The 25,598-nt window shown below is 74.6% G+C and carries 3 protein-coding genes (1 of these 3 cut by a window edge); all 3 read right to left on the reverse strand.

Features of this window, described 5'->3' with window-relative positions; translation table 11 throughout:
- Tightly spaced (each overlapping or abutting the next), the 3 genes in view from ACWD04_RS05525 to ACWD04_RS05535 form a layout consistent with a single transcriptional unit that may run on beyond the window.
- Positions 1–9,285 carry a type I polyketide synthase gene (locus ACWD04_RS05525; protein WP_451128408.1) on the reverse strand — a complete coding sequence of 3,095 codons (9,285 nt, stop codon included), beginning with the start codon at positions 9,283–9,285 and terminating at the stop codon, positions 1–3.
- Entirely contained in the window at positions 9,282–16,235 is a 6,954-nt protein-coding gene (locus ACWD04_RS05530; protein ID WP_451128410.1) for an SDR family NAD(P)-dependent oxidoreductase, read from the reverse strand. The genes ACWD04_RS05525 and ACWD04_RS05530 overlap by 4 nt, the downstream gene beginning before the upstream one ends.
- A protein-coding gene (locus tag ACWD04_RS05535; protein WP_451128412.1) for an SDR family NAD(P)-dependent oxidoreductase crosses the window boundary here: on the reverse strand, positions 16,232–25,598 show its 3' end. Its footprint extends 10,082 nt past the window's final position; 9,367 of the gene's 19,449 nt are visible here — the last part of the coding sequence; its start codon lies off the right edge, out of view; the stop codon is at positions 16,232–16,234. Before ACWD04_RS05535 ends, ACWD04_RS05530 begins: the two co-directional genes overlap by 4 nt.

Genomic DNA, 25,598 nt, shown 5'->3' on the forward strand with positions numbered 1-25,598 from the left:
TCAGGCCGGGTCCGCGCTCAGCCGGGTGAGCACGTGGTCCGTCAGCTCGCGGGGCGTCGGGCACTCGTAGAGCAGGTCGGCGGGCCACTCGAGACCGGTCAACCGGGTGAGGTGGTCGCGCAGTTCGAGGGCGGTGACCGAGGTCAGGCCCAGATCGAAGAACTCGTCCTCGGCACTGATCTCAGCCGCGGCGTCGTACCCCAGCACGGCGGCCGAGAGTCTCTGGACGCCGCCGAGGACGGCTGCGACCCGCTCCTCATGGGTAAGTCCCGCCAGGCTCGCCAGGAGTTCGGCGTCCTGTTGCGGATGCCGCCCGTCGGGCTCGGTCTCCGGCTCGGTCTCCGGCTCGGTCTCCGGCTCCAGCTCCGGCTCCGGCTCCGGCTCCGGCTCCGGCTCACGCTCGGTCAGCAGGTCCGGCGTAGGACCGGCCCCGGGCTCGGCCTTCTCCTCCGCCCCGGGATCCTCGTCGCGGACGGCCGCGGTGTCGACGAGGCGTACGGCGGTCTCCTCGGTCGTCATGGCCCGCCACAGCCCGGCCACCGCGGCCCGCGCGTCGAGTCCGGGGTGAACTGCCACGGCGAGTGCGGCACCCGATGGCCGCAGGGTGATGCCCGCGGACTCCCCGATGGAGACGACCGTCACCAGTGGCGCCGCCGCGTCCTCGAATCCGCTTCCGGCCCGGACGATCGCCGCCGTGAGCCGCACGGAGCCCCCGATGCTCTTGGCGTCCTCGAACTGCAAGGCGCCGGGCCGGACGTCCGCTCCCCCGGCCACCAGGCAGCGAGCCCCGGCCCTGAGCACGGCGTCGACCGTCGCCCGGGTGAGCTCGTCCGGCGGGCCGGCCACCAGTACGTCTCCTTCGGGCCGCCATACGCCGGTCCGGCCCAGTGGCTCGTACTCGCGCACGAACGTGCCGTCCGGTTCGATCCGCGTCTCCCGGCGTCCTTCGGCGATCGCCGCGCACAGCCGCCTGCGGGCGGGGGCGTCCAGCTCCTCGGGGAGGGTCACCACATGGTCACAGTCGGGAACCGTCCCGTCGCCGTCGACGAGGGCCCACCGGGTCACGCCCGCCTCCGCGGCCGGTTCGGCGCCGGGCAGGGCGACCACCAGGTCCGGTCGCCGGTCGCCGCCGGAGCGGACCCGGGCGCCGTGCCGTACCAGAGCACCCGCGACCGCGTCCGCCAGGTTCTCGTCGCCCGTGGAGGGGCCGAGCAGCAGGACGTCGTACGCGAGGAGGGGCGTGGCGACCTCCGGCAGCCGTTTCCACCGCGCGCCCTCCAGGACCGGTGCCGCCGCTCCGGAGCGCAGTCGGCCGAGGGCGGCGAGCACCTGGTCCGGGGACTCGTCCCCCCGCAGATCCAGCAGGTCCAGGGCGGCGACCAGGTCGGCCCCTTCGACGGCCGACCAGAACGGGCCGAGCGCGGGGGCCTGCTCCGGTGGGGGCGCGGCCTGTGCCACGACGGCCGGCTCCGGAACAGCCGGCTCCGGCCAGTGACGACGGCTTTGGAAGGCGTATTTGGGCAGGCGTGCCGGGGTCGTCGGACGGCCGGCGTGCACCGCCGCCCAGTCGACGTCCACGCCGTAGGTGTGCAGGACCCCGAGGGCCTCCAAGGCGGTTCGTACGTCGTCACGGTCACGGCGCAGGAACGAGACGGGGCGCACCGGGTGGCCGGGCAGGCAGGTTTCGGCGGCCGGGGCCAGGACGGTATCGGGCCCCAGTTCGAGGAAGGCCGTGGTCCCGTTCTCGTGGGCCTTCCGGACCGCGTCGAAGAAGCGCACCGGTCCGCGCAGTTGGTCCACCCAGTAGTCGGGGGTGTCCATCGCGTGTCCGGTGCGGACCGTGGAGAGGACCGGGATCTCGGGCCGTCCGAAACCGGTCTTCTCGGCGACCGCCCGGAACCCGGCGAGGGCCGGGTCGACGCGGGGCGAGTGGAAGGCGACGTCCACGCGGAGCCGGCGGGTGCGGTGCCCCCGCCCGGTGAGTTCGCCGGCCACGGCGAGGACCTCGTCCTCGTCCCCGGACAGGACGACCGAGCGGGGGCCGTTGACGGCGGCGACGTCCACGCGGCCGGCGCGGCCCTCCAGGAACGCGAGGACCTCCTCCTCGGTCGCCCGTACCGCCACCATCGCTCCCCCGGCCGGCAGTTCGCCGAGAACGCGGCCGCGCGCGGCGACGAGTGCGGCGGCGTCGGCGAGGGGCAGCAGCCCGGACACGCAGGCTGCCGAGAGCTCGCCGATGGAGTGGCCGATCAGGCTGTCGGGGGTGACGCCCCAGCTCGACAGCAACCGGAACTGCGCCACTTGCAGGGCGAAGAGGGCAGGCTGGGTGTACTGGGTGCGGTCCAGCAGGTCCTTACGCTCGAAGACGGCCTCGCGCAGCGAAGTGTCGAGCCGGAAGTGTGCGGACACCTCGTCGAAGGCCTGCGCGTACACGGGGAACGTCTCGTACAGTCCCCTTCCCATGGCGGGGAGTTGGCTGCCCTGTCCGGTGAAGAGCAGGGTGAGGCGCTGCCCGGACGCCCGCGCCCGGCGCAGGCCCTCGGCCGCGCCGTCGCAGGCCAGAGCCGTGAGGGCGGCGCGGCGCTGCTGTGTGTCGGCGCCGGTCACCGCGGCCCGGTGCCGGTGGGCGGCCCGGGTGGTGGACAGGGCCCGCGCCACGGCGGGCAGGTCGGCGGTGTCCGACTCCAGCAGTCGCCGGGCCTGTCCGCGCAGGGCCTGTTCGGAGCGCGCCGACAGCAGCCAGGGCACTCCGTCCAGGGCGGGCAGCGGTTCCGCCGTGTCCATGCCGGTGCCGGTGCCGTCGGGAACCGGTGCCTGCTCGATCACCACGTGGACGTTGGTGCCGCTGATACCGAAGGAGGAGACGCCCATGCGGCGCGGAGCGTCGTCCTCGGGCCAGGGCTGTGCCCGGTCCAGCAGGGCGACCTCGCCGAGGGACCAGTCGACGTGCGGGGAGGGATCGTCGATGTGCAGGCTCCGGGGCAGGAGACCGTTGCGGATGGACAGCACCGCCTTGATCACTCCCGCGATACCGGCGGCCGCCTGGACGTGGCCGACGTTCGACTTGAGCGAGCCGAGCCGCAGCGGGGTTCGCCGGTCCTGGCCGTAGACGGCGAGGACCGCCTGCGCCTCGATGGGGTCGCCGAGTGCCGTACCCGTGCCGTGCCCCTCGACGGCGGTGACGTCCGCGGGCAGCAGGCCGGCCGCGGCGAGGGCCGCGCGCATCACCTTCTCCTGGGCGGCGCCGTTGGGGGCGGTGAGGCCGTTGCTGGCACCGTCCGAGTTGAGGGCGCTGCCACGCAGGACGGCCAGGACCTCGTGTCCCTGGGCGCGGGCCCGGGAGAGCCGTTCGACGAGGACCACTCCGGCCCCCTCGCCGAGTGCGGTGCCGTCCGCCGCGGCGGCGTAGGGCTTGCACCGGCCGTCGGCGGCCAGTCCGCGCTGGCGGCTGAACTCGACGAAGGGAACCGGTGTCGAGAGCACGGTCACTCCCCCGGCGAGCGCCAGGTCGCACTCCCCCGCCCGTATCGCCTGGGCGGCGAGGTGCAGGGCGGTGAGCGAGGAGGAGCAGGCGGTGTCGACGGTGACGGTCGGGCCTTCCAGACCGTAGGTGTAGGCGATCCGTCCGGACAGGACGCCGCCGCCGACGCCCGGGGCGAGGAAGCCCTCGGCGGCGGCGTTCTCCAGGAGGCGGCCGTAGTCCTGGTACATCGCGCCCACGAACACACCGGTCCGGCTGCCGCGCAGCGAGGTCGGGTCGATGCCCGCGTCCTCGCACGCCTCCCAGACCGTTTCCAGCAGGATCCGCTGCTGCGGGTCCATCGCGACGGCTTCGCGCGGCGCCACTCCGAAGAAGGCGGCGTCGAAGGCCGTCGCGTCGGACATGAACCCGCCGTGCCTGGTGTAGGAGCTGCCGGGGGCCGCCGGGTCCGGGTCGTAGAGGCGTTCCAGGGGCCAGCCACGGTCGTCGGGGAAGGGGCAGATGCCATCGCGTTCGTGCACCAGCATCTCCCAGAGGTCGTCGGGGCCGCGCACGCCACCGGGAAGCCGGCATCCTAGGCCGACGAGGACGACGGGGTCGTCCGCGTCGGCGGTAGGGGCGCGGACCGCCGGGGCGGTCACCGGGGCGGTGCCCGCGAGGAGGCCGTCGAGGTGGCGGGCGACTGCGGCCGGGTCGGGATGGCTGAACACCAGGGTGGCCGGCAGGCGCAGACCCGTCGCTCCGGTGAGCCGGTTGCGCAGTTCGACGGCGGCGAGCGAGCCGAAGCCCGCTTCCTTGAAGGCCCGGCCGGGGTCGACCGCCTCCGCCGAGGCGTGTCCCAGTACGGCGGCGGTGTGCCCGACGACCAGGTCGAGGAGGATACGCAGGCGCTCGGGTCCGGTCTTCCCTGCGAGGCGGGCGGCCAGTTCGGAGACGGCGGCGCCGCCCCCGGAGGCGGCCGTGCGGCGCGTGGGCTTCCCGTACAGGTCGCGCAGCGGCGCGGGTACGTTCTCGCCCTGCGCCCGCAGAGCGCCGGGGTCGAGGCGGATCGGGGCGAGCACCGGCTCGTCGGAGGCCAGGGCGGCGTCCAGGGCGGCGAGGGCGTCCGCGGTGGGGAGCGGGGGAAAGCCGGAGCGGCCGAGGCGGGCGAGGTCCACGCCGTCCGTCATGCCGCTGGTGGCCTCCCACAGGCCCCAGGCCAGGGAGATGGCGGGCAGGCCCTCGGCGTGGCGGCGGCGAGCCAGGGCGTCGAGGCCGGAGTTGGCCGCGGCGTAGTTGGCCTGCCCGAGACCGCCGAGAGTGCCCACGGCGGAGGAGTACAGCACGAGGCGTGCATGGGGCAGCAGTTCGTGGAGGTGGAGCGCCGCTTCGAGCTTCGCCCCGAGCACGCGTGTGAGGCGTTCGGGGGTCAGCCCGCTCAGCAGGCCGTCGTCAAGAACTCCGGCGGCATGGACGACGGTGGTGAAGGGGTCGGGGTCCACCAGCCCGGCGAGGGCGGCGCGGTCGGTGACGTCGCAGGCGACGGCCCGCACCTCGGCTCCGGCCGCTGTCAGTTCGTCCGTGAGGGCGGCCATGCCGGGTGCCCCGGGGCCCCGTCGGCCGGCCAGCACCAGGTCGCGTACCCCGTGTGCGTGGACGAGGTGGCGGGCGACGAGCTGTCCCAGGGTGCCGGAGGCTCCGGTCACCAGGGTCCGGCCGAGTTCGCCGCTCCGGCCCGGCGCGGGGGCGGCGCGTACCAGCCGCGGCACGGTCGCGGTCCCGGCGGCCAGGGTGAGTTGGGGCTCGTCCGTGGCGAGGGCCGCGGGAACCGCTGCGAGGGTGGCTTCATCGAGGTCTGCCAGGTCCAGCAGCCGGAAGCTGCCTGGGTGTTCGAGCTGGGCGGACCGCACGAGACCCGCGACGGCCGCCTGGGCCACGTCGTGATGGATGCGGCGGGTGACGAGGACGAGGGTGGAGTCCGCGTGCCGCGCGTCGGCCAGCCACGCGTGCGTGAGGGCGAGGGCGGTACACACCGCTTCGCCGGGCTCGCCGGCCGGTACGGGGACAAGGACGTGGCGCGCGGAGTCCTCGGTGGGCCGTTTCCCCAGTTGGCGGGCCAGTTCGGGGTCGCGTACGGCGTAGTCCTCGTACGCGCGTTCAGGCAGGGTCCGGGGCACCTGGCGGGGGCACAGCAGGTCGCCCCGGTCCGGTCGGCCGGGGGCGCCTGCCGGGAGCTCGCGCAGTACGAGGGTGTCGACGGAGGCCACGGGCGCCCCGGCTGTGTCGGTGATGGCGAGGCGGACGGCGCCGGGTCCTCCCGCGGACAGGGTCACGCGGACGGTGTCGGCGCCGGAGGCGTGGATGCGCAGGCCCTGCCATTCGAAGGGCAGCGCGGGGCGGCCGCCCTCGCCCGTGGTGAGGAACCCGTCGACGGCGATGGGGTGCAGACAGGCGTCGAGCAGGGCCGGGTGGAGGGTGAACGCGTCCGCGTGGTCGGTGGGCAGCGCGACCTCCGCGTGGAGGTCCCCGCCGCGGCCCCGCCACAGGGCCCGCACGTTCCGGAATGCCGGTCCGTAGACCAGGCCCGCGTCCTCGAGAGTGGCGTAGAGGGCCTCGACGTCCTGGGGTTCGGCTCCGGCCGGCGGCCACGCGGTGGTGGCGGCCGGCGGTTCGGCGGCGTCGGGCAGGAGGACTGCTGTGGCATGCGTGGTCCATTGACCCGCCCCGGTGAGGGTGTGCAGGGTCAGGCCGCGGGAGCCGTCCTCGGCCGGGGCCGTGACGTCGACGCGCAGCCGGATGTCGGCGTCCTCGGGGAGGAGGACCGGTGTGAGCAGGGTGAGCTGGTCGACCGCCGCGCAGCCGGCCTCGTCCGCCGCCCGGGAGGCGAATTCGGCGAGAGCCGCGCCGGGAAGCACCACCTGTCCTTCGACCGTGTGGTCGGCGAGCCAGGGCTGGGCGGACAGGCCGAGCCGGCCGGTCAGCACCATCCCCTCGGCCGCGGGCAGGGCCGCGCGCAGGACGGGATGGCCGATGTCGTCGAGGCCCAGGGCGCCCGCGCCGCCGGCGCCGGGGGCTGCGCGCAGCCAGTACGGCTCGGTGACGAAGGTGGTGGTGGGCAGGTCGATCCGCCGGGCCCCGGGCCAGAGTGCCGGCCAGTCGGGGCGTACGCCCTTCACATGCAGTTGTGCGAGGGCGTGGAGCAGTTGCTCGGGGCCGCCCTCGTCGCGGCGCAGGGTGTGGGTGACGGCGGTATCGGTGCCGAGGGCGTCGACGGTCTCCTGTGCGCCGTTCGCGACGACGGGGTGAGGGCTGACCTCCAGCAGGATGGTGCAGTCACGCCGGACGAGGGCGGTGACGGCCTCGTCGAAGCGGACGGTCTCGCGCAGGTTGCGGTACCAGTAGTCGGCGTCGAAGGCGTCGGCGGCCTCGATCCAACGGCCTTCCACCGAGGAGAAGAAGGGGATCTCGGGGGCACGCGGCCGGACGGGGGCGAGGGCGTCGAGCACCTGGGCGCGGACGGCCTCCACATGGGCGCTGTGCGAGGCGTAGTCCACGTCGACGCGCCGGGCCCGTACATCCTCCTCCTCGCAGGCGGCGAGGAGTTCGTCGAGGGCGTCGGTGTCGCCGGACACGACCACGGAGGCCGCGCCGTTGACGGCGGCCAGCGACAGCCTGCCGTCCCAGCGGCTCAGCCGCTCGCGGGCCTCGCCGGAGGGCAGCCCGAGAGACATCATGCCACCGCGGCCCGAGAGCGCGGTCAGCGCTTGACTGCGCAGGGCTACGACGCGGGCGGCGTCCTGGAGAGTGAGGGCTCCCGCCACGCAGGCGGCGGCGATCTCCCCCTGGCTGTGTCCGGCGACGGCGGCGGGGCGGACGCCGAGGGACTGCCATACCTCCGCGAGGGCGACCATGACGGCGAACAGGACGGGCTGGACGACGTCGACCCGGTCGAGGTCTCCCTCTCCACGCAGGACCGCCGTCAGCTCGAAGTCCACGTACGGCGCCAGCGCGGCCCCGCACTCCGCGACGCGCTCCCGGAACACCGAGCTGGAGTCCAGCAGGCGCACGGCCATGTCCCGCCACTGCGACCCCTGACCGGGGAAGAGGAAGGCGACGCCGCCGCTCGGGCCCGATGTCCCTTCGACGACGGCGGGCGAGGGGCTGCCGACGGCCAGGCCGGCCAGTGCGGTGAGGAGTTCGGCCCGGTCGGCTCCGAGGACGACCGCGCGGTGCTCGTGGCAGGCGCGGGTGGTGGCCAGGGAAAGGGCCACGTCCTCGGGGCGGGGGTCCTGCGGATGCCCGGTCAGGAAGGTGGCGAGGGTGGCGGCGTGGGCGCGAAGCGCGGCGTCGGAGCGGGCGGACAGGGGCCAGGCCAGCGGGCCGGGTCCGGTGGACGGCTTCGCGGAGCGCTCGGCGCCCACGCGGTCCGCCGCCCGGTCGAAGTGCCCGTCGCGCGCTGCCCTGCCGTGCGGCCCGTCGTCCACCGGAACGGGCGGCTCCTCCAGGATGACGTGGGCGTTGGTCCCGCTGACGCCGAAGGAGGAGACGGCCGCCCGCCGGGGCTCTGCTCCGGCGGGCCAGGGCGCGTCCTCGGCCAGGAGTTCCACACCGCCCGCCGACCAGTCCACGTACGGGGTCGGTGTGTCGAGATGCAGGGTCCGGGGCAGCACTCCGTGCCGCATGGCCATGACCATCTTGACGATCCCGGCGACGCCGGCGGCGGCCTGTGTGTGCCCCAGGTTGGACTTGACCGAACCCAGCCGCAGCGGCCTGGTGCGCTCGCCGCCGTACGCGGCGAGCAGGGCCTGGGCCTCGACCGGGTCCCCGAGCGGGGTGCCGGTGCCGTGCGCCTCGACCGCGTCGACCTGACCCGGGGCCAGGCCCGCGTCGACCAGGGCTTCGCGGATGACGCGCTGCTGGGCGGGGCCGTTCGGCGCGGTGAGGCCGTTGCTGGCGCCGTCGGAGTTGACTGCGGTGCCCCGGACCACCGCGAGCACCCGGTGGCCGGCGGCCAGGGCCGTCGCGAGGCGTTCGACGACGATGACGCCGACGCCCTCGGACCAGGCGGTTCCGTCCGCCGAGGCGGCGAAGGGCTTGCAGCGTCCGTCGGGGGCCAGGCCGCGCTGGCGGCTGAACTCGACGAAGGCGGCGGGGGTGGCCATCACCGTGGCCCCTCCGACGAGGGCCATGTCGCACTCGCCCTGGCGCAGGGACCGCACGGCCAGGTGGAGGGCGACGAGCGACGAGGAGCAGGCGGTGTCCAGTGTGACGGCGGGACCGCGCAGGCCCAGTTGGTAGGCGACGCGGCCGGAGACCACGCTGCCGGCGCCCTGTGCGCCCGGGTAGTCGTGGTGCATGACTCCGGTGAACACGCCGGTGCGGCTGTCGCGCAACGAGCTCGGGTCCAGTCCCGCGCGCTCGACGGCCTCCCAGGAGGTCTGCAGGATCAGCCGCTGCTGGGGGTCGGTCCGGAGGGCCTCCTTGGGGGAGATCCCGAAGAATTGGGCGTCGAACCGGGCGGCGGCGTGCAGGAAGCCGCCCTCGCGGACGGTGGTCGTACCCGGGTGGTCGGGGTCGGGGTGGTGGAGCGTGTCCAGGTCCCAGCCCCGGTCGGCGGGAAAGGGGGTGATCCCGTCCCGGCCCTCGGCGACGAGCGACCACAGGTCGTCGGGTGAGGCGACGTCGCCCGGGTAGTGGCAGGCCATACCGACGATGGCGACCGGTCCGGCGGATCGCTCCTCCACGTCACGCAGCCGCTGCCGCGTCGACTGCAGTTCCGCGGTCACCCGGCGCAGGTAGTCGCGGAGCTTGTCCTCGTTGGTCATCGGGAGCGTTCCTCCAGTCCCGGCAGCGGGCTGCCGAGCTCGGCGTCGATCAGGGCGAAGACCTCGTCGTCGGTCGCCGAGGCGAAAGCGGCGACGGGTTCTGGCGCGCCGTGGGATGTCAGGTGGTCGAGCAGGCCGCGGACGCGTTCCGCGGTGCGGTCGCGGGACATGTCGTCCGTCGCCGCCGCTGTGAGCGCGACGGCGAGGCGGTCGAAGGCGGCGAACAGGGTCGGCAGGTCCGTCGCTCCGGACTCGCCGGCGAACCGCTCGTCGAGGTGGTCGACCAGATCGGCCGGGGTCGGATGGTCGAAGACGAGTGTGGCCTCCAGGGGCAGACCGACGGCCGCGCCCAGCCGGTTGCGGAACTCGATGGAGCTCAGCGAATCGAAACCGAGCTCCTGGAAGGACCGGTCCGATTCGATCGACGAGGCGCCGCCGTAGCCGAGGACGGCCGCGGCCTGTCCGCGGACCAGCGTCGACAGCCTGGCGCGGCGCTCCGCGGGGCCGAGGCCGGCCAGACCCGGGTCGGTGACCGGCGCCGCCTCGGGCGCCCGTATCAGGCCGCGCAGCACATGCGGCACGACGGCGGCCGGGCCGCGCGCGAGCCGGAGGGCGGTGACCGCCGGGTGCGGTCCGGCGAGGGCGACGTCGAAGAGCGCGAGGGCCGCCTCGGACGGGAGCGGCTCGATGCCGCCGCGCGCGAGGCGGTCGCGGTCGGCGGCCATGCCCTCGTCCACCGCCCACGGCCCCCAGGCCACGGACACCGCACGCCCTCCGGACGCGGCCCGCTGCCGGGCGAGGGCGTCGAGGAAGGCGTTGGCAGCGGCGTAGTTGCCCTGGCCGGGGCCGCCCAGCACGCCCGCCACCGAGGAGAACAGCACCAGTTGGGCTTCGGGCAGCAGCGCGTGGAGGTTGGCGGCGCCTTCGGTCTTGGGCCGCAGCACCCGCTCCAGGCGCTCGGTGTCCAGGGCGGTGACGACCCCGTCGTCGAGCACGCCGGCCGCGTGCACCGCCATGGTCACCGGCCGCCCGGCCAGCAGGGCCGCCAGGGCATCCCGATCGGCCACGTCGCAGGCCGCCGTCTCGATACGGGCATCCAGTCCGGCCAGCCCGGCCGGACCCCGGCCGCTGCGGCTGACCAGCAGCAGGTCGCGTACGCCGTGCCGCTCCACGAGGTGGCGGACCACCCGTCCGGCGAGGGCGCCGCTCGCACCCGTGACCAGGACCGTACCCGGCAGCCACGGCTCGGCCGCCGGTGCGGACGCTGGTACACGGACCAGCCGGGCGCCCAGCACCTGGCCGTCGCGCAGGCACAGGTGCGGCTCGTCGGAACCCAGCGCGCGGTGCAGCTGCGCGAGGTCCTCGGCCTCCACCAGGCCGAAACGCCCGGGGTGTTCGGACTGCGCGGAGCGCACCAGCCCCCAGGCGGTGGCCGTGGCCAGGTCCGGGGTGGTGCTGACGAGGACCAGGCGCGCGGACGCGAACCGCTGATCCGCGAGCCACTCCTGGAGCCGGTCGAGCACCTCGGCGGTGAGGGTGCGGGCGGCGTCGGACGGCGGCCCGGCCAACGCGTCGGACACGACGGGCAGCACGACCACTGGCGGGACCTCCGTCAGCGCGCCCGGTCCATCGGCCCGCACCAGGTGCGCACCGGAGGCGGCGAGGGCGGCGCCGACCCCGTCCGGGTCGGGTCCCAGGACCGCGTAGCGGGCCCCCCGGTGCGGCTCGGGAGTCCCGACGGGCTGCCACTCCACGTGGTGGAGCGGCTCGGCCGGCGCGCCCGCCCGGCGCAGGACCACCGAGTCGACGGACGCCACCGGGGCGCCCGTGGCGTCCGTGAGCCGGAGCTCGACCGTGTCGGCCCGGTGGTGGACGACGCGTACCCGGGCGGCGGTCGCACCGGGGGCGTGCACACGTACGCCGGACCAGGCGAACGGCAGATAGGGGATGTCGCCGTCGAGGGCGGAGGTGAGCGCCACCGTGTGCAGAGCGGCGTCGAGGAGCACCGGATGCAGTGCGTGCGTCCCGGATCCGCCCTCGGGTACGACGACCTCGGCGTGGACGGCGCCGGGCGTGCGCCAGGCGCGGCGCAGGCCCCGGAAGGCGGGACCGTACCCGGTGAGCGTCTCGTAGAGGCGGCCGACGTCGAGTTCCTCGGCGTCCTCGGGCATCGGCCGTGCGGTCGGGGCGTCTTCGGGAGCGGGGGCGAGGACGCCGGTGGCGTGGTCCGTCCAGCCGGCCTGGTCCCCCGTCCGGGCGTGGATCCGGAAGGCCCGTTTCCCGTCGGCGCCGGCGAGGTCCACGACGAGGCGCAGGTCGGCCTCGCTCGAGGCCAGCGGCGTGTGGGTGACGAGTTCGGCGATCCAGGGACAGTCGAGCAGGGCTCCCGCCTGGAGGGCCAGGTCCACGAAGTACGTCCCGGGGACGATCACGGCGCCGTCGACGGTGTGGTCCGCGAGCCAGGGCCGCTCCGCCGTCGTGATCCGTGTGCTGAGGACGTGCCCGTCCGGCAGCTCGACGGCTTCGGGCGCTCCGGCCGCGCCGGGCGCGTTCGCGGATGGTTGCCGGACGGTCTCGACCCAGTGGCGTTCGCGGGCGAAGGGGTAGCCGGGCAGTGAGATCCGGTGCGGGCGGTCGGGCACCGGCAGGGTGATCGTGGCGCCCTCGGCCCAGGCCCGCGCGAGCTCGCGCAGGTCCTCGCCGTGGGCCGGTTCGGCGGAGCGCCGCCTGCGGCCCCGGACGCACCCCGTACCGGTGCGCAGCGCCTCCGCGAACTCGGCGGTCGTCGTGGCGACGACGGCGAGCCGCTCGTCGAGGTGGTCGCGGCCGGACCAGAGGGTGAAGGCGAGCGCGGCGGGATCCACGGCGGCACCGGCCCGGGCCAGGCGTTCCGTCAGTCCGGCCCGGGTCGTTCCCCCGTCGATGTCGAGGCGGACCGCGGACTCCTCCTCCACGCGCCGGGCGAGCAGGGACAGACGCGGGTAGTCGAGACCGAGTTCCGCGAACGGTTCGTCGGCGTCGACCGAGAAGCCCACGACCTCGGTCAGGATCCGGTCCACGAGTGCGGAACCGTCCTCCCGGCCCGCCCGGTCCAGGTGGGCGAGCAGCCGGGCGACGGTCTCGTCCAGCCGGGCGTCGTCCTTCGCCGAGAGCACGAAGAGCCGGGGACGGTCCGCTGCGGAAACCCGCGGGGTCCCGGGGACCGGGTGTTCGGCCAGCACCACATGGGCGTTGGCACCGCCGGCCCCGAACGAACTGATCGCGGCGGTGAGCGGGGCTCCCGTACGCGGGGTCCATGATTCCAGGGCACGCTGGACGCGGAACCGCGAACCGGCCCAGTCCACCGCCGGGTTCAGCGGCTCGGCATGCAGGGACGGCACCAGCTCCCGGTGGCGCATCTGGAGGACGACCTTGGTCAGCGCGGCGATGCCCGCCGCCGACTCCAGGTGCCCGATGTTCGACTTGACGGAACCGATGGGCCAGGGACCACGGCCGGCGCCGACGGCGTCGAAGGCCTGTTCCAGGGCAGTCACCTCGATGGGATCGCCCAGGCCGGTGCCGGTGCCGTGGGCCTCTATGTAACCGAGGTCGGCCGGGTCCACGCCCGCGCCGGTGAGCGAGTCGCGGACGAGGGCGGCCTGCGAGGCCGGACCGGGCACGGAGAACCCACCGGTGTGGCCACCGTGGTTGAGGGCCGTACCGCGGATCACGGCGTGCACGTGATCGCCGTCTCGCAGCGCGTCGCGCAGTGGCCGCAGCAGCACCACGCCTACGCCCTCTCCGGGCACGTAGCCATCGCCTCCCTCGCCGAACGCACGGCAGCGGCCGTCGGTGGAGAGGAACGACGACTGGCTGAGCAGCAGGTATTTGTTGGGGTGTACGTGCAGGTTGACTCCGCCCGCGAGCGCGGCCTCGCACTCGCCGCGCCGGATGGCCTGGACGGCCAGGTGCAGCGCCGTCAGCGAGGACGAGCACATGGTGTCGAGCGCGATGCTCGGCCCCTTGAGATCGAGGAAGTACGAGACGCGGTTGGCGATCGAAGCGCTGAACGAGGAGGGCACGAGCCCCGGTTCCTCCCGGACGCCGTGCAGTTGGTACTGGTTGTACATCACACCCGCGAACACGCCGACGCCGCGTCCCCGCCAGGCGGAGGGGGCGTGTCCCGCCTCCTCGAAGGCGTGCCACGCCTCCTGGAGGAACAGCCGTTCCTGGGGGTCGAGGACGGCGGCCTCGTTGGGCGAGATGTGGAAGAACACGGCGTCGAACTCGTCGGCTCCTTCGATGAATCCGCCCCAGCGGCCGTACGAGCGTCCGGGCACGCCCTTGGTGTCGCTGTGGATCGCCCGGTGGTCCCAGCGGCCGGGGGGCACCTCGGTGATGCCGTCGCGGCCGGACCGCAGGTTCTCCCAGAAGTCGTCGAGCGTACGGGCGCCCGGGTAACGGCCGCTGATCCCCACGACGGCGATGGCGTCTCCCTCGTCACCGCCGGAACTCCGGGCCTCCGGCGCGGAGGCGAGCGGGGCTGCTGCGGGGGCGCCGGGCTCGAGAGCCGGGGCGCCGGGGGCGAGGGGTGCGACCGGGGCCTCCGGGGTGAAGCGGGCGGTGATCTCGGCCGCCGAGCCGACGAGGGCCACCAGATGCGGCCGGCCGCTGCCGACGGCCAGCAGCATGATGTCCACGGCGGTCGGGGTGTCCATCGCCCGCAGTCCCATCCGGCGCAGGGCGGCAGCGTCGAGCGGCATGCCGCCGTCCGCCCAGCCGGGCCAGCCGATCGAGACGACCCCGGGCCGGCCCTCCGCGAAACCGTCGAGGAAGGCGTTGGCGCAGGCGTAGTCGGACTGGCCCCGGTTGCCCCAGGCGGCGGCCGTGGACGAGCAGAGCACCAGGAAGTCCAGCCCCAGCGCCTGGGTGGCCCCGTACAGCAGGCGGGTTCCGGTGACCTTGGCCGCGAGTACGGCGCGTACGTCCGCCTCACTCTTTCCCACGATCAGCCCGTCACGCAGCACGCCTGCGGCGTGCACCACCCCGTGCAGGGCGCCGAACCGGGTCAGCGCGTGGCCGACCACCCGGCGCACGTCCTCGGCACGGGAGACGTCCGCGCCGACGACGGTGACCTCGGCCCCTAGTGCGGTCAGTTCGGCAGCGAGCGCGGCGGTCCGCGGAGAGTCGACGGCCGTCCGTCCGCAGAGCACGAGACGCGCCCGCACGGTCTCCGCCAGGTGGCGGGCCAGGGCAAGGCCCACGCCGCCGAGCCCACCGGTGATCAGATACACGCCCCGCTCACGTAGACGGGCGGGCCGGTCCGGGGCCGGGGCCGGCAGGATCTCGCGCACCAGGCGCCGCCCCGCCTCGTACCGCACTTCCACGTCGGGTGCGCCCGCGGCGAGCTCGGCCAGGGCGTCGGCCCGGTCCGGTGAGCACACCGCGGCGGCGCGTACGCCGGGCTGCTCGCTGCGGAGCGTGCGCAGCAGACCCGCGACCGCCGAGGCCGGTGCGCCAGGGGGCAGGTGGCAGACGATCCGTACGGGACCGCGCCGGGTGTGCGCCGCCAGGGCCGCAGCGAAGGCGGTGAGGGCGACCGCCTCACCCTCCACGTCCTGCGGATCGGCGGGCGTCCAGAGCACGTCCGAGGCCGCACTCCCGGTGAGCAGGGCATCCCAGTCGCGCGGGGTCCTCGCGTCGACGGTCAGGACGGGGTCCGGTGCCGGTGCCGGCGGCAGCGGTGTGTCACGCCAGTGGGGCTCGAACCAGACGACCTCGCGGGGCGTGTCCTCGCGGGGCTCCTCCCGGGGCGCGGCTGCCTGCCCGGGGCTCGCTCCCCTGGGCAGTTCGTACGCGCGCAGGTACGCGGTCAGCGCTGTGAGGGAGCTGTGCTCGAACAACAGGGTGGGTGAGAAATCGGTGCCGTACGCCCGCTCCAGATCGGCGGCCATGCCCAGCAGCGCCGTGGAGTCCAGCCCCAGTTCGTAGAAACCCGCCTCCTCGTCGAACTCGGCCCGGCCGAGGCGCTCGGCGAGCAATCCGCGCACCACGCTCTCGGCGCTCTCCCCCGCAGGGGCCCCGGTGTCCGTCGTGGCCCCGGACAGCCCGGACATCCGCGCGGAGCTGTCCAGCCGGGTGATGGCACCCTCCTCACGGACCCGCTTCGAGGTGAGGCCCCGGAGCCGGAGCAGCACGGCTCCGTCGGGGGCGAGGAAGCGGAGGTCGCAGGTGGTCAGGTCGCCGTCCGGGCCGGCGGCGCGGGGCGGGGTCGCGTGCACCAGGGTGTGTGCCCCGACCGGTCCACCGGCCTGGAAGGAGTCGATGAGCATCGGGATGTAGGGCCGGGTGGACGCGCCCGCGTCCGCCGTGGCGAACTGCGTCGGCAGGAGTGTCGAGGAGTCCAGCGCGGCCGGGTGGAAGTGGAAGTAGTCGGCGTACGCGGCGGCCTGCGGGCCCAGCGACAGGTCCGCGAGCAGTTCGTCGTCACCGACGTGCAGGGTGCCGCGGGCCCGCATGAACTCCCCGTGCTCGATGCCGGTCCGGCGGACGAGCGTGTACAGGTCCGCCATGTCCGCCGTACGGGACATGCCCGCGCGCAGGGCGGACAGGTCGACCGCTTCGGCCTGGAAGGGGACGTCCAGATGAAGCCGGCAGTCGAGTACCGGCTCGCTCTCGCCCGTGGGGCGGCGGGTTCCCGTGACGGACACCCGGTGGCCGTCCCCGTCGGCGGCGAAGTCCACCCGCAGCTCGGTGTCGAAATCCGGTCCGGCGGCGACCGGGTTCCGGAACAGCACACGGCGCAGCTCCACCCGGGAGGTGTCGGCACCGCAGGCTCGCAGGATCCGGTAGATCATGTCGAGGAACACCACACCGGGCAGGATCCGCGTGCCGTGCACCCGGTGGTCACGCAGCACCGGGTCCGTCCCGCGCACGACCACGGTGCAGGTCAGGCCGTCCAACGCGTTCATTTCTTTCCTTCCGGCACGGTGGAGAACTGGAGCTCGAAGAACGGTGCGGGGGGCAGTACGGGCGCAGGCGCGGGCTCCGGTACGGGCACGGGTGTGTGGGCCGGCGGCTGGAACCAGAACCGCCGCCTCCTGTACCGGGGCGGGTCCAGCGGAGCGCGCGAGGGCATGTGGCCGTCGGGCGCCTGGCGCACCACCATGTGCGCGTTGGTGCCACCGAAGCCGAAGGAGCTGACCGCCGCCCGGCGCGTACCGTCCCGGCCGGTGAAACCGCTCAGCTCCCGTACGGGGAACAACGGGCAGTCCTCGAACCGGAAACGGCGGTTGAGGGTCGCACAGTGCAGCGTCGGCGGCAGTTGCGCGTGGTGGACCGACAGCACGGTCTTGATCAGCCCGGCCATGCCGGCCGCGCTGAGGGTGTGCCCGATGTTGGTCTTCACGCTGCCCACTCCGCAGAAGCCGGACTCGTCGGTGCGGGCGCGGAAGGCCTCGGTGAGCGCCTTCAGTTCCATCGGGTCACCGATCATGGTGCCCGTGCCGTGGGCCTCCACGTAGCCCAGTTGGGCCGGGGAGACTCCCGCGTCGGCCAGGGCCGCCTCGATCACCTCCCGCTGCGCGCGCGGGTTCGGCGTCGTGATGCCCATCGTGCGGCCGTCGTTGTTGACGGCGCTGCCCTCGATCACCGCGTAGACGCGGTCGCCGTCCCGCACGGCGTCGGACAGCCGCTTGAGCAGCAGTGTTCCGGCGCCCTCACCGAGGACGATCCCGTCGGCCCGCTCGTCGAAGGTGTGACAGCGTCCGGTGGGCGACAGCGCGCCCGCCCCGCTCATGCCGACGAAGGGCACCTCGTCGAGGAGGAGGTCGACGCCGCTCGCGAAGGCGAGGTCGCACTCCCCGGTCCGGAGGCTTCCGGCCGCCAGGTGCACTGCGACGAGTGCGCTGGAGCAGGCGGTGTCGATGACCACTGCCGGACCGCGCAGGTCGAGATGGTGGGACAGCTGCGCGGCGATGAAGTTCTGCGCCATTCCGCTGATCGAGTGCGGACCGGCGGCGGCGATGTGCGCGCCGAAGTTCGCCGTACGGGCGCCGGCGAAGACGCCCACCCGGCGTCCCGCGACCTGCTCGGGGGTGAGCCCGGCGTCGGCCAGGCACTCCACACCGGTCTCCAGTACCTGACGGACCAGGGGGTCGACGTACGCGGCGCCGGCCGGGTCGATCCGGAAGTACTCCGGGTCGAAGTCCTCGATGGCGTCGAGGAAGCCGCCCCACTTGCTGACGGTGGTGCCAGGCCGGGGATCGGGCCGCCAGAAGCGGTCCGGGTCCCAGCGGGAGGACGGCACCTCGGTCACCGAGTCCGTCGCGGCCACCAGGTTCCGCCAGAACGTCCCGTGGTCGGGGGCGCCGGGGAAGTGCGCGGCGATGCCTATGACGGCGAGTTCCTCGCGCCGCGCGGGCGCCGCGGCGTCGGGAGCGACGGACGCGACTGCCACGGCGGGAGCGGTCGCCCCGGCAGGGGCGGGCACTGTGCCCGGGGCCGATGGAGCGACGGGGGCGGCCGGGGCCGCGTCCCGCGATGAGGCCGTGCTGTCCGGCACACGGTCCCGCAGCGCCTCGGCCAGGAGGGCCACGGTCGGGTTCTCCAGGACGACCGAGGGTTCCGCCACGACGCCGAGTTCCCGCTCCAGCGCGGCGAGGATCTGCGCGATCATGATCGAGTCCACGCCCAGGTCGGCGAAGTCCTCGTCCCCGCCGATCGTTTCGGGGTCCAGCCCGAGCGTCGCGGCGACGACCTCGCTCACGCGGCGGACGAGGACGTCCCCGGCGGCCGGCACCGCGCGCGGGTCCGCCGGTGGGGCCGGCGGGGGCACCGCCCCGGTCGGGCGGTTCGGTGCGGGCACCGCGAGCAGACGGGCCGCGTCGAAGCGTGTGTCGTCCACCACGCAGGGCAGCACTACCGGGTCGGACCCGCTCATGGCGCGGTCCAGCAGGTCCAGTCCTGCCTCCGGATCCAGGGTCCGCAGGCCGAGGTTCCGGTAGGCCGGGGTGTCGGCCTCGGGCATGCCGGCCGAGCGCCAGCTCGGCCACTGCAGGGACCGGATGACGGGAGCGTCGGCTCCGCCGGTGGCGGAGCGGTATTCTGCGACGCGGTCGAGCACCGAGTTGGCCAGCGCGTAGTCGCTCATGCCCGCGGCGAGTGCGGGCACGGCACCCGCGACGGACGAGTACAGCACGACGAACCGCAGTGGGTCCCCGGCGCAGTCGTCCAGGACGGCCTGGAGTGCTGCCGTCTTCGGTTCCAGCACCCGTTGGACGTCCTCGATCTGCTTGCCGATGAAGGCCGGGTCGCGCATGACGCCGAGTCCGGCGCAGTGCACGATCCCCGCTATCGGGCCCATCGAACGCCGGGCGCGGTCGAGCACTTCGGCGATCCCGTCCGGCGGGACGGCCTCGACGGCCACCTGGACCCCAGGACGTCCGAGAGCCTCGATGTCGCGCAGCTTGGCCGCCAGGGCAGGATCGGTGCCGGGGTCCGCGAGGAGCGCGGGCCACTCGGACCGGGCGGGCAGTGGGGTGCGTCCGAGGAGCACGAGGCGGTCGGCGCCCCGCTCGAGGAGCCGGGCGGCGAGCAGCCGGCCCAGCGCTCCTGTCCCTCCGGTGATGACAACGGTCCGGCCGGCCAGGTCCGCGCACCAGTCGACGGACACCGGCGCCCGGTCGGCCCGGCGCAGCACCGGGCGGTAGCGCACGCCCTCCCGTACACAGGCCTCGGTGACGGGGTCGGCCGCGGCGAGTTCGGCGGCGGCCGCCTCACGGATCGCGGCCGGGTCCAGGGTGTCGAGGTCGAGGGTGCGGGCGGACAGGCCCCGGTATTCGGCGGTGAGCATCCGTACGAGGCCCGCGTAGGCGGCGCCGCGCAGCGTCGGCTGCCCGGTGCGGAAGGTGATGAGCCCCCGGGTCAGGTGGAGGTAGGCGAATCCGCGGGTGCGGTTCGCGGCGACCAGTTCGCGCAACAGGGTGATCCGTGACCAGTCGGGCCGCGGCGCGGTGACGGGTACGGCCGACACGTCGGCCAGGTCGATGACGGCCGTGGCGCGGCGGCCCGCTTCCACGATGCGCGCGACGGCGTCCTCGTCGCGCGCGTCGCCGTCGTCCACCCGGACCACGGTGGCGGGCCCGAAGGCCCGCGCGGCGAGGGACTCGTTCTCTGCGCGGGCGAGCACCAGGAGCCCGGCGGGCGGCTCGCCGGGGGGAAGTGACGCCGGCTCCCAGTCCTTGACCAGCAGCAGCGAGGTGTCCTGCGGGGCGGGCGCCGCCCGTGTGACGGTCTCCGTCGCGAGCCAGTGCCGCTCGCGGGCGAACGGGTAGGTCGGCATGGATGCCAGCGGTGGCCTGTCGGCACGCAGCGCGGCCCAGTCGATGTCGGCGCCTTCCTGCCAGAGCCGTGCGAGCCGGTCGAGCCGTCCTTCCCGGACCAGGCGGGCCAGGTACTCGGCCCCCTCCGGTTCGGACAGCCACGCGTGGCCGCCGCCCGGAGCGCTGGGGGTGTGCTCGGCCGCGAGGCGGGCCGCCAGCTGCTCACGCAGATCACGGGTGGAGCGGGCGACCACGGCGAGCCGAGCGGCCATGGGGACGCGTGCGGTCCGGGAGGTGTACGCGAGCGAGGACAGAGTGGGGGCAGCCTCGTCGGCGTCCGCGGCATCGGCCGCGTCGAGGAATTCCACCATCGCGGCGGTGTACCGGCGCAGGGCGGCTTCGTCCCTGCCCGACAGTACGAACACCTCTCCCGCCTCGGCACCGGACGGGGCCGGGGGCGCGGTGGTGGGCGCTTCCTCCAGGACGACGTGCGCGTTGACGCCGCCGAACCCGAAGGAGCTGACGCCCGCGCGCAGCGGCAGGGGCTCGCCTCCGGCGTCCTTCGGTGCCCATGGCTCACTCTCCCGTACGGGCCGGAAGGGAGTGCCGGTGAGGTCGATCAGCGGGTTGAGGGTCTGCAGGTGCAGGGTCCTCGGCAGGGTCCGGTGCCGCATCGCCAGTACCGTCTTGATGACTCCGGCGATGCCCGCGGCCGGCTCCAGGTGCCCGATGTTGCTCTTGACGGTGCCGATGCCGCAGGAGGTGGCGGGCCCGTCGGCCAGGGTCCGGTGGGCCCGGACGAGACCGTCGATCTCCACCGGGTCGCCCAGGGCGGTGCCGGTGCCGTGAAGTTCGGTGTAGGAGACCGTCCCGGCGGGCACCCCCGCGTCCCGGTAGGCCTCGACGAGCAGATCTGCCTGGGCCAGTGGGTTGGGGGCGGTCAGCGAGGAAGCGTGCCCGCCGTGGCCGACCGCGCTGCCGCGGATCACCGCGTGCACCCGGTCGCCGTCGGCGAGGGCGCGGGAGAGCGGTTTGAGCACCAGCACGCCGACTCCTTCCCCCTTCACATACCCGTCGGCCCGGGCGTCCAGGGCCTTGCAGCGGCCGTCCGGGGAGAGCACACCGAGCTGATTGCCCGCGACGACGGTCTGGGGTGAGAGCACCAGGCTCACACCGCCCGCAACAGCGAGTTCGCTCTGCCCGGCGCGCAGGGCTCGGACGGCGCGGTGCAGCGCGACCAGGGAGCTGGAGCAGGCGGTGTCGATGCTCTCGCTCTCACCCCTGAAGTCCAGCAGGTAGGAGATGCGGTTGGCGAGGATGGTCCGCGCGAGCCCGGTGCCCGCATGGGGGTTGACCCGCTCGCCGCGCAGCACCATGGACTCGTAGTCGTTGAACTGCACGCCGGCGAATACGCACACGCGGCGCCCCGCGAGCCGGTCGGCCCGGCAGCCCGCGTCCTCCAGAGCCGCCCAGGTGTGTTCCAGGAACAGCCGGTGCTGGGGGTCCATGACCTCCGCCTCGGCGGGCGAGATCTTGAAGAACCGCGCGTCGAAACGGTCGACGTCGCCGAGGAAGCCGCCCCAGCGGGCGGTGCCGCCGAAGCGCCGGGACACCTCCTGCCAGTCCCACCGGTCGGCAGGGGTCTCGGTGATCAGATCCCGTCCCTCCCTGAGGTGCCGCCAGAACTCCTCCAGGTCCGCCGAGCCGGGGAAGCGGCCGGACATGCCGACGATGGCGACGGCGTCCTCCGGGGGCGCGGCGGGCGGAGCCGGGGTCCGGACCGTGGCGGGTACGAGGCCCGGCTCCTGATCCACGGCGACGGGCACCCCGGCCCGGTCCGCCAGGGAGGGGTGCTCCGCGAGGAGGTACCGGGCGAGCTTCTCCAGGGTGTTCTCGCCGAAGAGGGTGGTCGTCGGCACTGAGGCGCCGTACTCCTTCTCCAGGGCCGCGGAGAGCGACTGGAGCCCGAAGGAGTCCAGGCCGTACTCGCCGAAGCCCGCTTCCGGGTCGAGGGCGTTCGGTGCCAGGCCCAGCAGCCCGGCGACGAGGTCCCGCAGCCGGTCGGTCAGTTCGCCTGGGTTCACCGCGACCGGAGCGGTGACAGAGGCGGCTGGGACGGCGTCGGCGGGAACGGTGGGGGCAGGGGTGGTGACGGCCGCCGGCGAGAGGGCCCGCCGTACGTGGTGCCCGTGCTCCCGAATCCGCATCGCCTCGACCTGCTCGCGCATCCGTTCGGGTGCTCCGGGCAGCACGGCGACCTGCGGGCGTCCCAGTCGCAGGACGAGGTCGAGCAGTCTCTCGCCCTCGTCGGCCTCCAGATAGCGAAAGCCGGTATCGGCGAGGTAGCGGCGCTCGTCCCCGGCGTCCACGTGCATGCCTCCGGCACGCCACATGGGCCAGTCGATCGAGACCGTGTGCCCGCTGCGGCGGCCCGCTGCGAGCAGTTCCCCGCGTTCTTCGGCGAATCCGTCGAGGTAACGGGCGCCGACCGCGTAGTCGGCCAGACCGTAGTCGCCGAGCTGCCCGGCCAGGGAGGAGTACAGGACGAACACGTCGAGCGGCTCGTCGCGGGTCACCTCGTCGAGGACGCGGGAGCCCTCGAACCGGGCCCGCAGGTGGGAGCGGAACTCCGCGAGGTCCTTGCCGGGCAGCGGCGTGCGCGAGGCGCTCGCGGCCAGGTGGAAGACCCCGTGCAGCGCACCCCATTTCTCCTTGACCTCGGCCACGACCCGGGCCATGGCGGCCGGGTCGTCCACGTGCGCCTGGAAGTACGCCACATCACCGAGGGCGCGCAGCCCGGCGAGCTCCCCGGCCCGGTCGGCCGCCGGGGAACGGCCGGTGAGGGCCACCCGGGCGCCGCGCGACAGGAGGGTGCGGGCGAGCAGCAGCCCGAGGCCCCCGGCGCCGCCGGTGACCAGGTGGACACCCTTCGGGCGCAGCGGGGAGTCCGTGACGGGGCTGACATCGGTTTCCGTGAGTACGCGCACGGTGCGCCCGGCCGGCGAGAGGCGGACCGCGGCCGAGGAGAGCCGCTCGGCAGCCACCTCGGCGAGCAGGGCGGCCGGTTCGGCCCGGCCGACGACGCGCACGACGCCGAAGGCGGTGCCGGGCAGTGCTGCGCGCAACGAGGTGTCGAACCCCCCCAGGGCCTCCGCTACGGCGCCCTCGGGCACCAGCACCTGGATCCGGGCGGCGGCACGGGAGGCCGTCAGGGCCCGGACGAGGAGGAAGACCGAATCGATGCCCAGGTCCGGGCGTTCGGGCCGGAGCAGCGGCCACTGGTGCACGATCCGGTCCGCGCCGGCGGCGAACAGCCGTACGTAGTCCTCGGCCTCACCCGGGCGGATGGTGACGGTGGAGCCCTCCTCCGCGTACGCGGATCCGGCTCGTACGGTGACGGCGCCGGGGACCGGCAGGTCTCCGAAGACCAGCACCCGGCCCGCGTGCGGTGCGGCGGGCGGCACGGGCTCGGGAATCCAGGAGGCCGTGAACAGGCTGACGGGCGCCGGGACGGTCACGGTCGCACACGGGGGTCCGGAGGCGGTCACGGTCGGGTTCACGGGCGTCGGCGCCGTCGTCGGCTCCGCGGAGCCGGTCGCCCCGTCGGTGAACCAGTGGCGGTCCGCGGCGAAGGGATACGACGGCAGTGATCGCAGCCTCGGCTTCCGGTCCCACCGGGCGGACCAGTCGACCGCCGCGCCGCGCACCCACGCGGCGGCGGTCTCCTCGTCGCCGCGCCCCTCGAACGGCGTCCGGTCGGCGTGCCGTTCGACGCGCCCCAGGTGGACGCCGGAGCGGTCCCCGTCGAGGAAGCGGCGGAGGGTGTCGACCGCCTGTTCCCCCGAGTCCACGACGAACGCCAGGCGTTCGGCGTGTTCCGCCCGGCCGGCCTGAAGGGTGTGGGCGGTTCCGGCGAGGTCGTGCTCCCAGGTGTCCCGGGTGTCGAGGAGGGACAGCGCCATGGCGTTCAGCCGCTCCGGGTCGCGGGCCGAGAGGACGAACACGGCCGGCGAGGAGTGCCCGGCCGGAGGCTCGTCGGCCGGGTACTCCTCCAGCACTACGTGGGCGTTGACCCCGCCGTAGCCGAAGGAGCTGACCCCGGCGCGGCGCGGGACACCCGGCGCGACGGGCTTCCAGTCCCGGGCCTCGACCGCGATCTCGCAGGCCGTGCCCTCCAGCGCCAGGTGGGCGTTGCGCTCCGGTCCGTGCGGGTCACCGGTGATCCGCCCGTGGCGCATCGACAGCAGTACGCGCAGTACGGCCGCGATGCCGGCCGCCGGTTCGAGGTGGCCGATGGAGTTCTTCAGGGCTCCCAGGGCGCAGTGCGGGGCGGCCGGGGCCGGGTGGCCCCAGTCGCGGTAGAGCTCGGTGAAGGCCTGGCGCAGGCCGTTGGTCTCGGCGGGGTCGCCGATGACCGTGCCCGTGCCGTGGGTCTCGATGTACCCGATGGTCGCCGGGTCGACGCCCGCCTCGCGGTGGGCGCGCACGATCACCTCGGCCTGGCCGCGCGGGTTGGGCGCGGTCAGCGAGTTGGAGCGTCCTCCGTGGTTGACGGCGGTGCCGCGCAGGACGGCGAGCACCGGGTTTCCGTCGGCGCGGGCGCGGCTGAGCCGCTTGAGCACGACGGCCCCGACGCCCTCGCCGCGTACGTACCCGGCGGCGTCCCGGTCGAAGGCCCGGCCCACCCCGTCGGGGCTGAGCATGCCCGCCCGTTCGAGGGAGGCGAAGGTGACCGGGGACAGCATGAGGCTGACACCGCCCGCGATGACCGTGTCGCAGTGTCCGAGCCGCAGGGCCTCAGCGGCGCGGTGCAGGGCCACCAGGGAGCTGGAGCAGGCCGTGTCGACGGGTTCGCTGGGACCGCGGAGGTCGAGGTGGTAGGAGATGCGGTTGGCCAGCATGGAGGGGGTCAGGCCTGTCGAGGAGTAGGCGTCGGTGGCGGTGCGCGAGCGCTGCACGAGCTCGGCGTACTCGGACGCCCCCACGCCGACGAACAGTCCGGTGTCGGTGCCGGCGAGCCGGGTCGGGTCGATGCCCGCGTGCTCCAGCGCCGACCAGACCGTGCTCAGCAGCAGCCTCTGGCGGGGATCCATCCAGCGGGCCTCGCGTGGCGAGATGCCGAAGAACAGCGGGTCGAAGCGGTCGATGTCCGGCATGAACCCGGCCCGGGTGATCCGGGTCCGGTCGGGGTGCAGGGCCGGGTCCCCGTAGTGGGCCTGACTGTCCCAGCGATCGGCGGGCACTTCGGAGAAGAGATCGCCGCCCTTCTGAAGGGCCGCCCAGAACGCGTCCAGGTCGCGTGCGCCGGGCAGGATGCCGGCCATGCCGACGATCACGACGGGATCGTCCTCGGGCGGCCGGTCCCCCGTGGCGCCCGCCGGGAGGGTCGCGATGGCGTCCGGGTGCTCGCTCTCCAGCCACGCGGCGAGTGCGAGGGGCGTGGGCGTGGCGAGCAGTTGGTCGGGGCCGACGGGCACGCCGAAAGCGTTGGAGACCTCGTCGGCGAGCCGGATCAGGCCGAGGGAGTCCAGGCCGTGGTCGTGGAAGGAGCCCGCCGGGTCGAGGTCGGCGGGTGCGTAGCCGCTGGCCGTGCCCAGCAGGGCCAGGACGGTGTCCAGGAGCGGGGTGCCGCCGACGCGTCCGGCCGGGGGCCCGGCGGCCGTCGTGGCCCTCGCGACAGCCACGTGCGCTGCGGCGGGAGCGGCCGGGGTCACGGCGTCGATCCAGCAGCGGGTCCGCGCGAAGGGGTATCCGGGCACGGACAGCGGTGCCGGCGCAACGGCCCGGCCCGCACCCCAGTCGATGGCCTCTCCCCCGGCCCAGCGGCGGGCCGTGTCGTCCGGGCCGGCCGGGGAGGGCGCGACTGCCGGTCCGGGCTCGGCGGTCACGACGCCGGTGTGGCCGCCCGGCCGGTCGGCCAGGAACGCGTCGAGCGCGTCGAGGAGTTCCCGCGCCGATCGCGCCACGACGGCGAACCGGTGGGCCATGGCCTCGCGCCCGGTCTGAAGGGTG

The organism is Streptomyces sp. NPDC002911 (genome assembly GCF_053591835.1).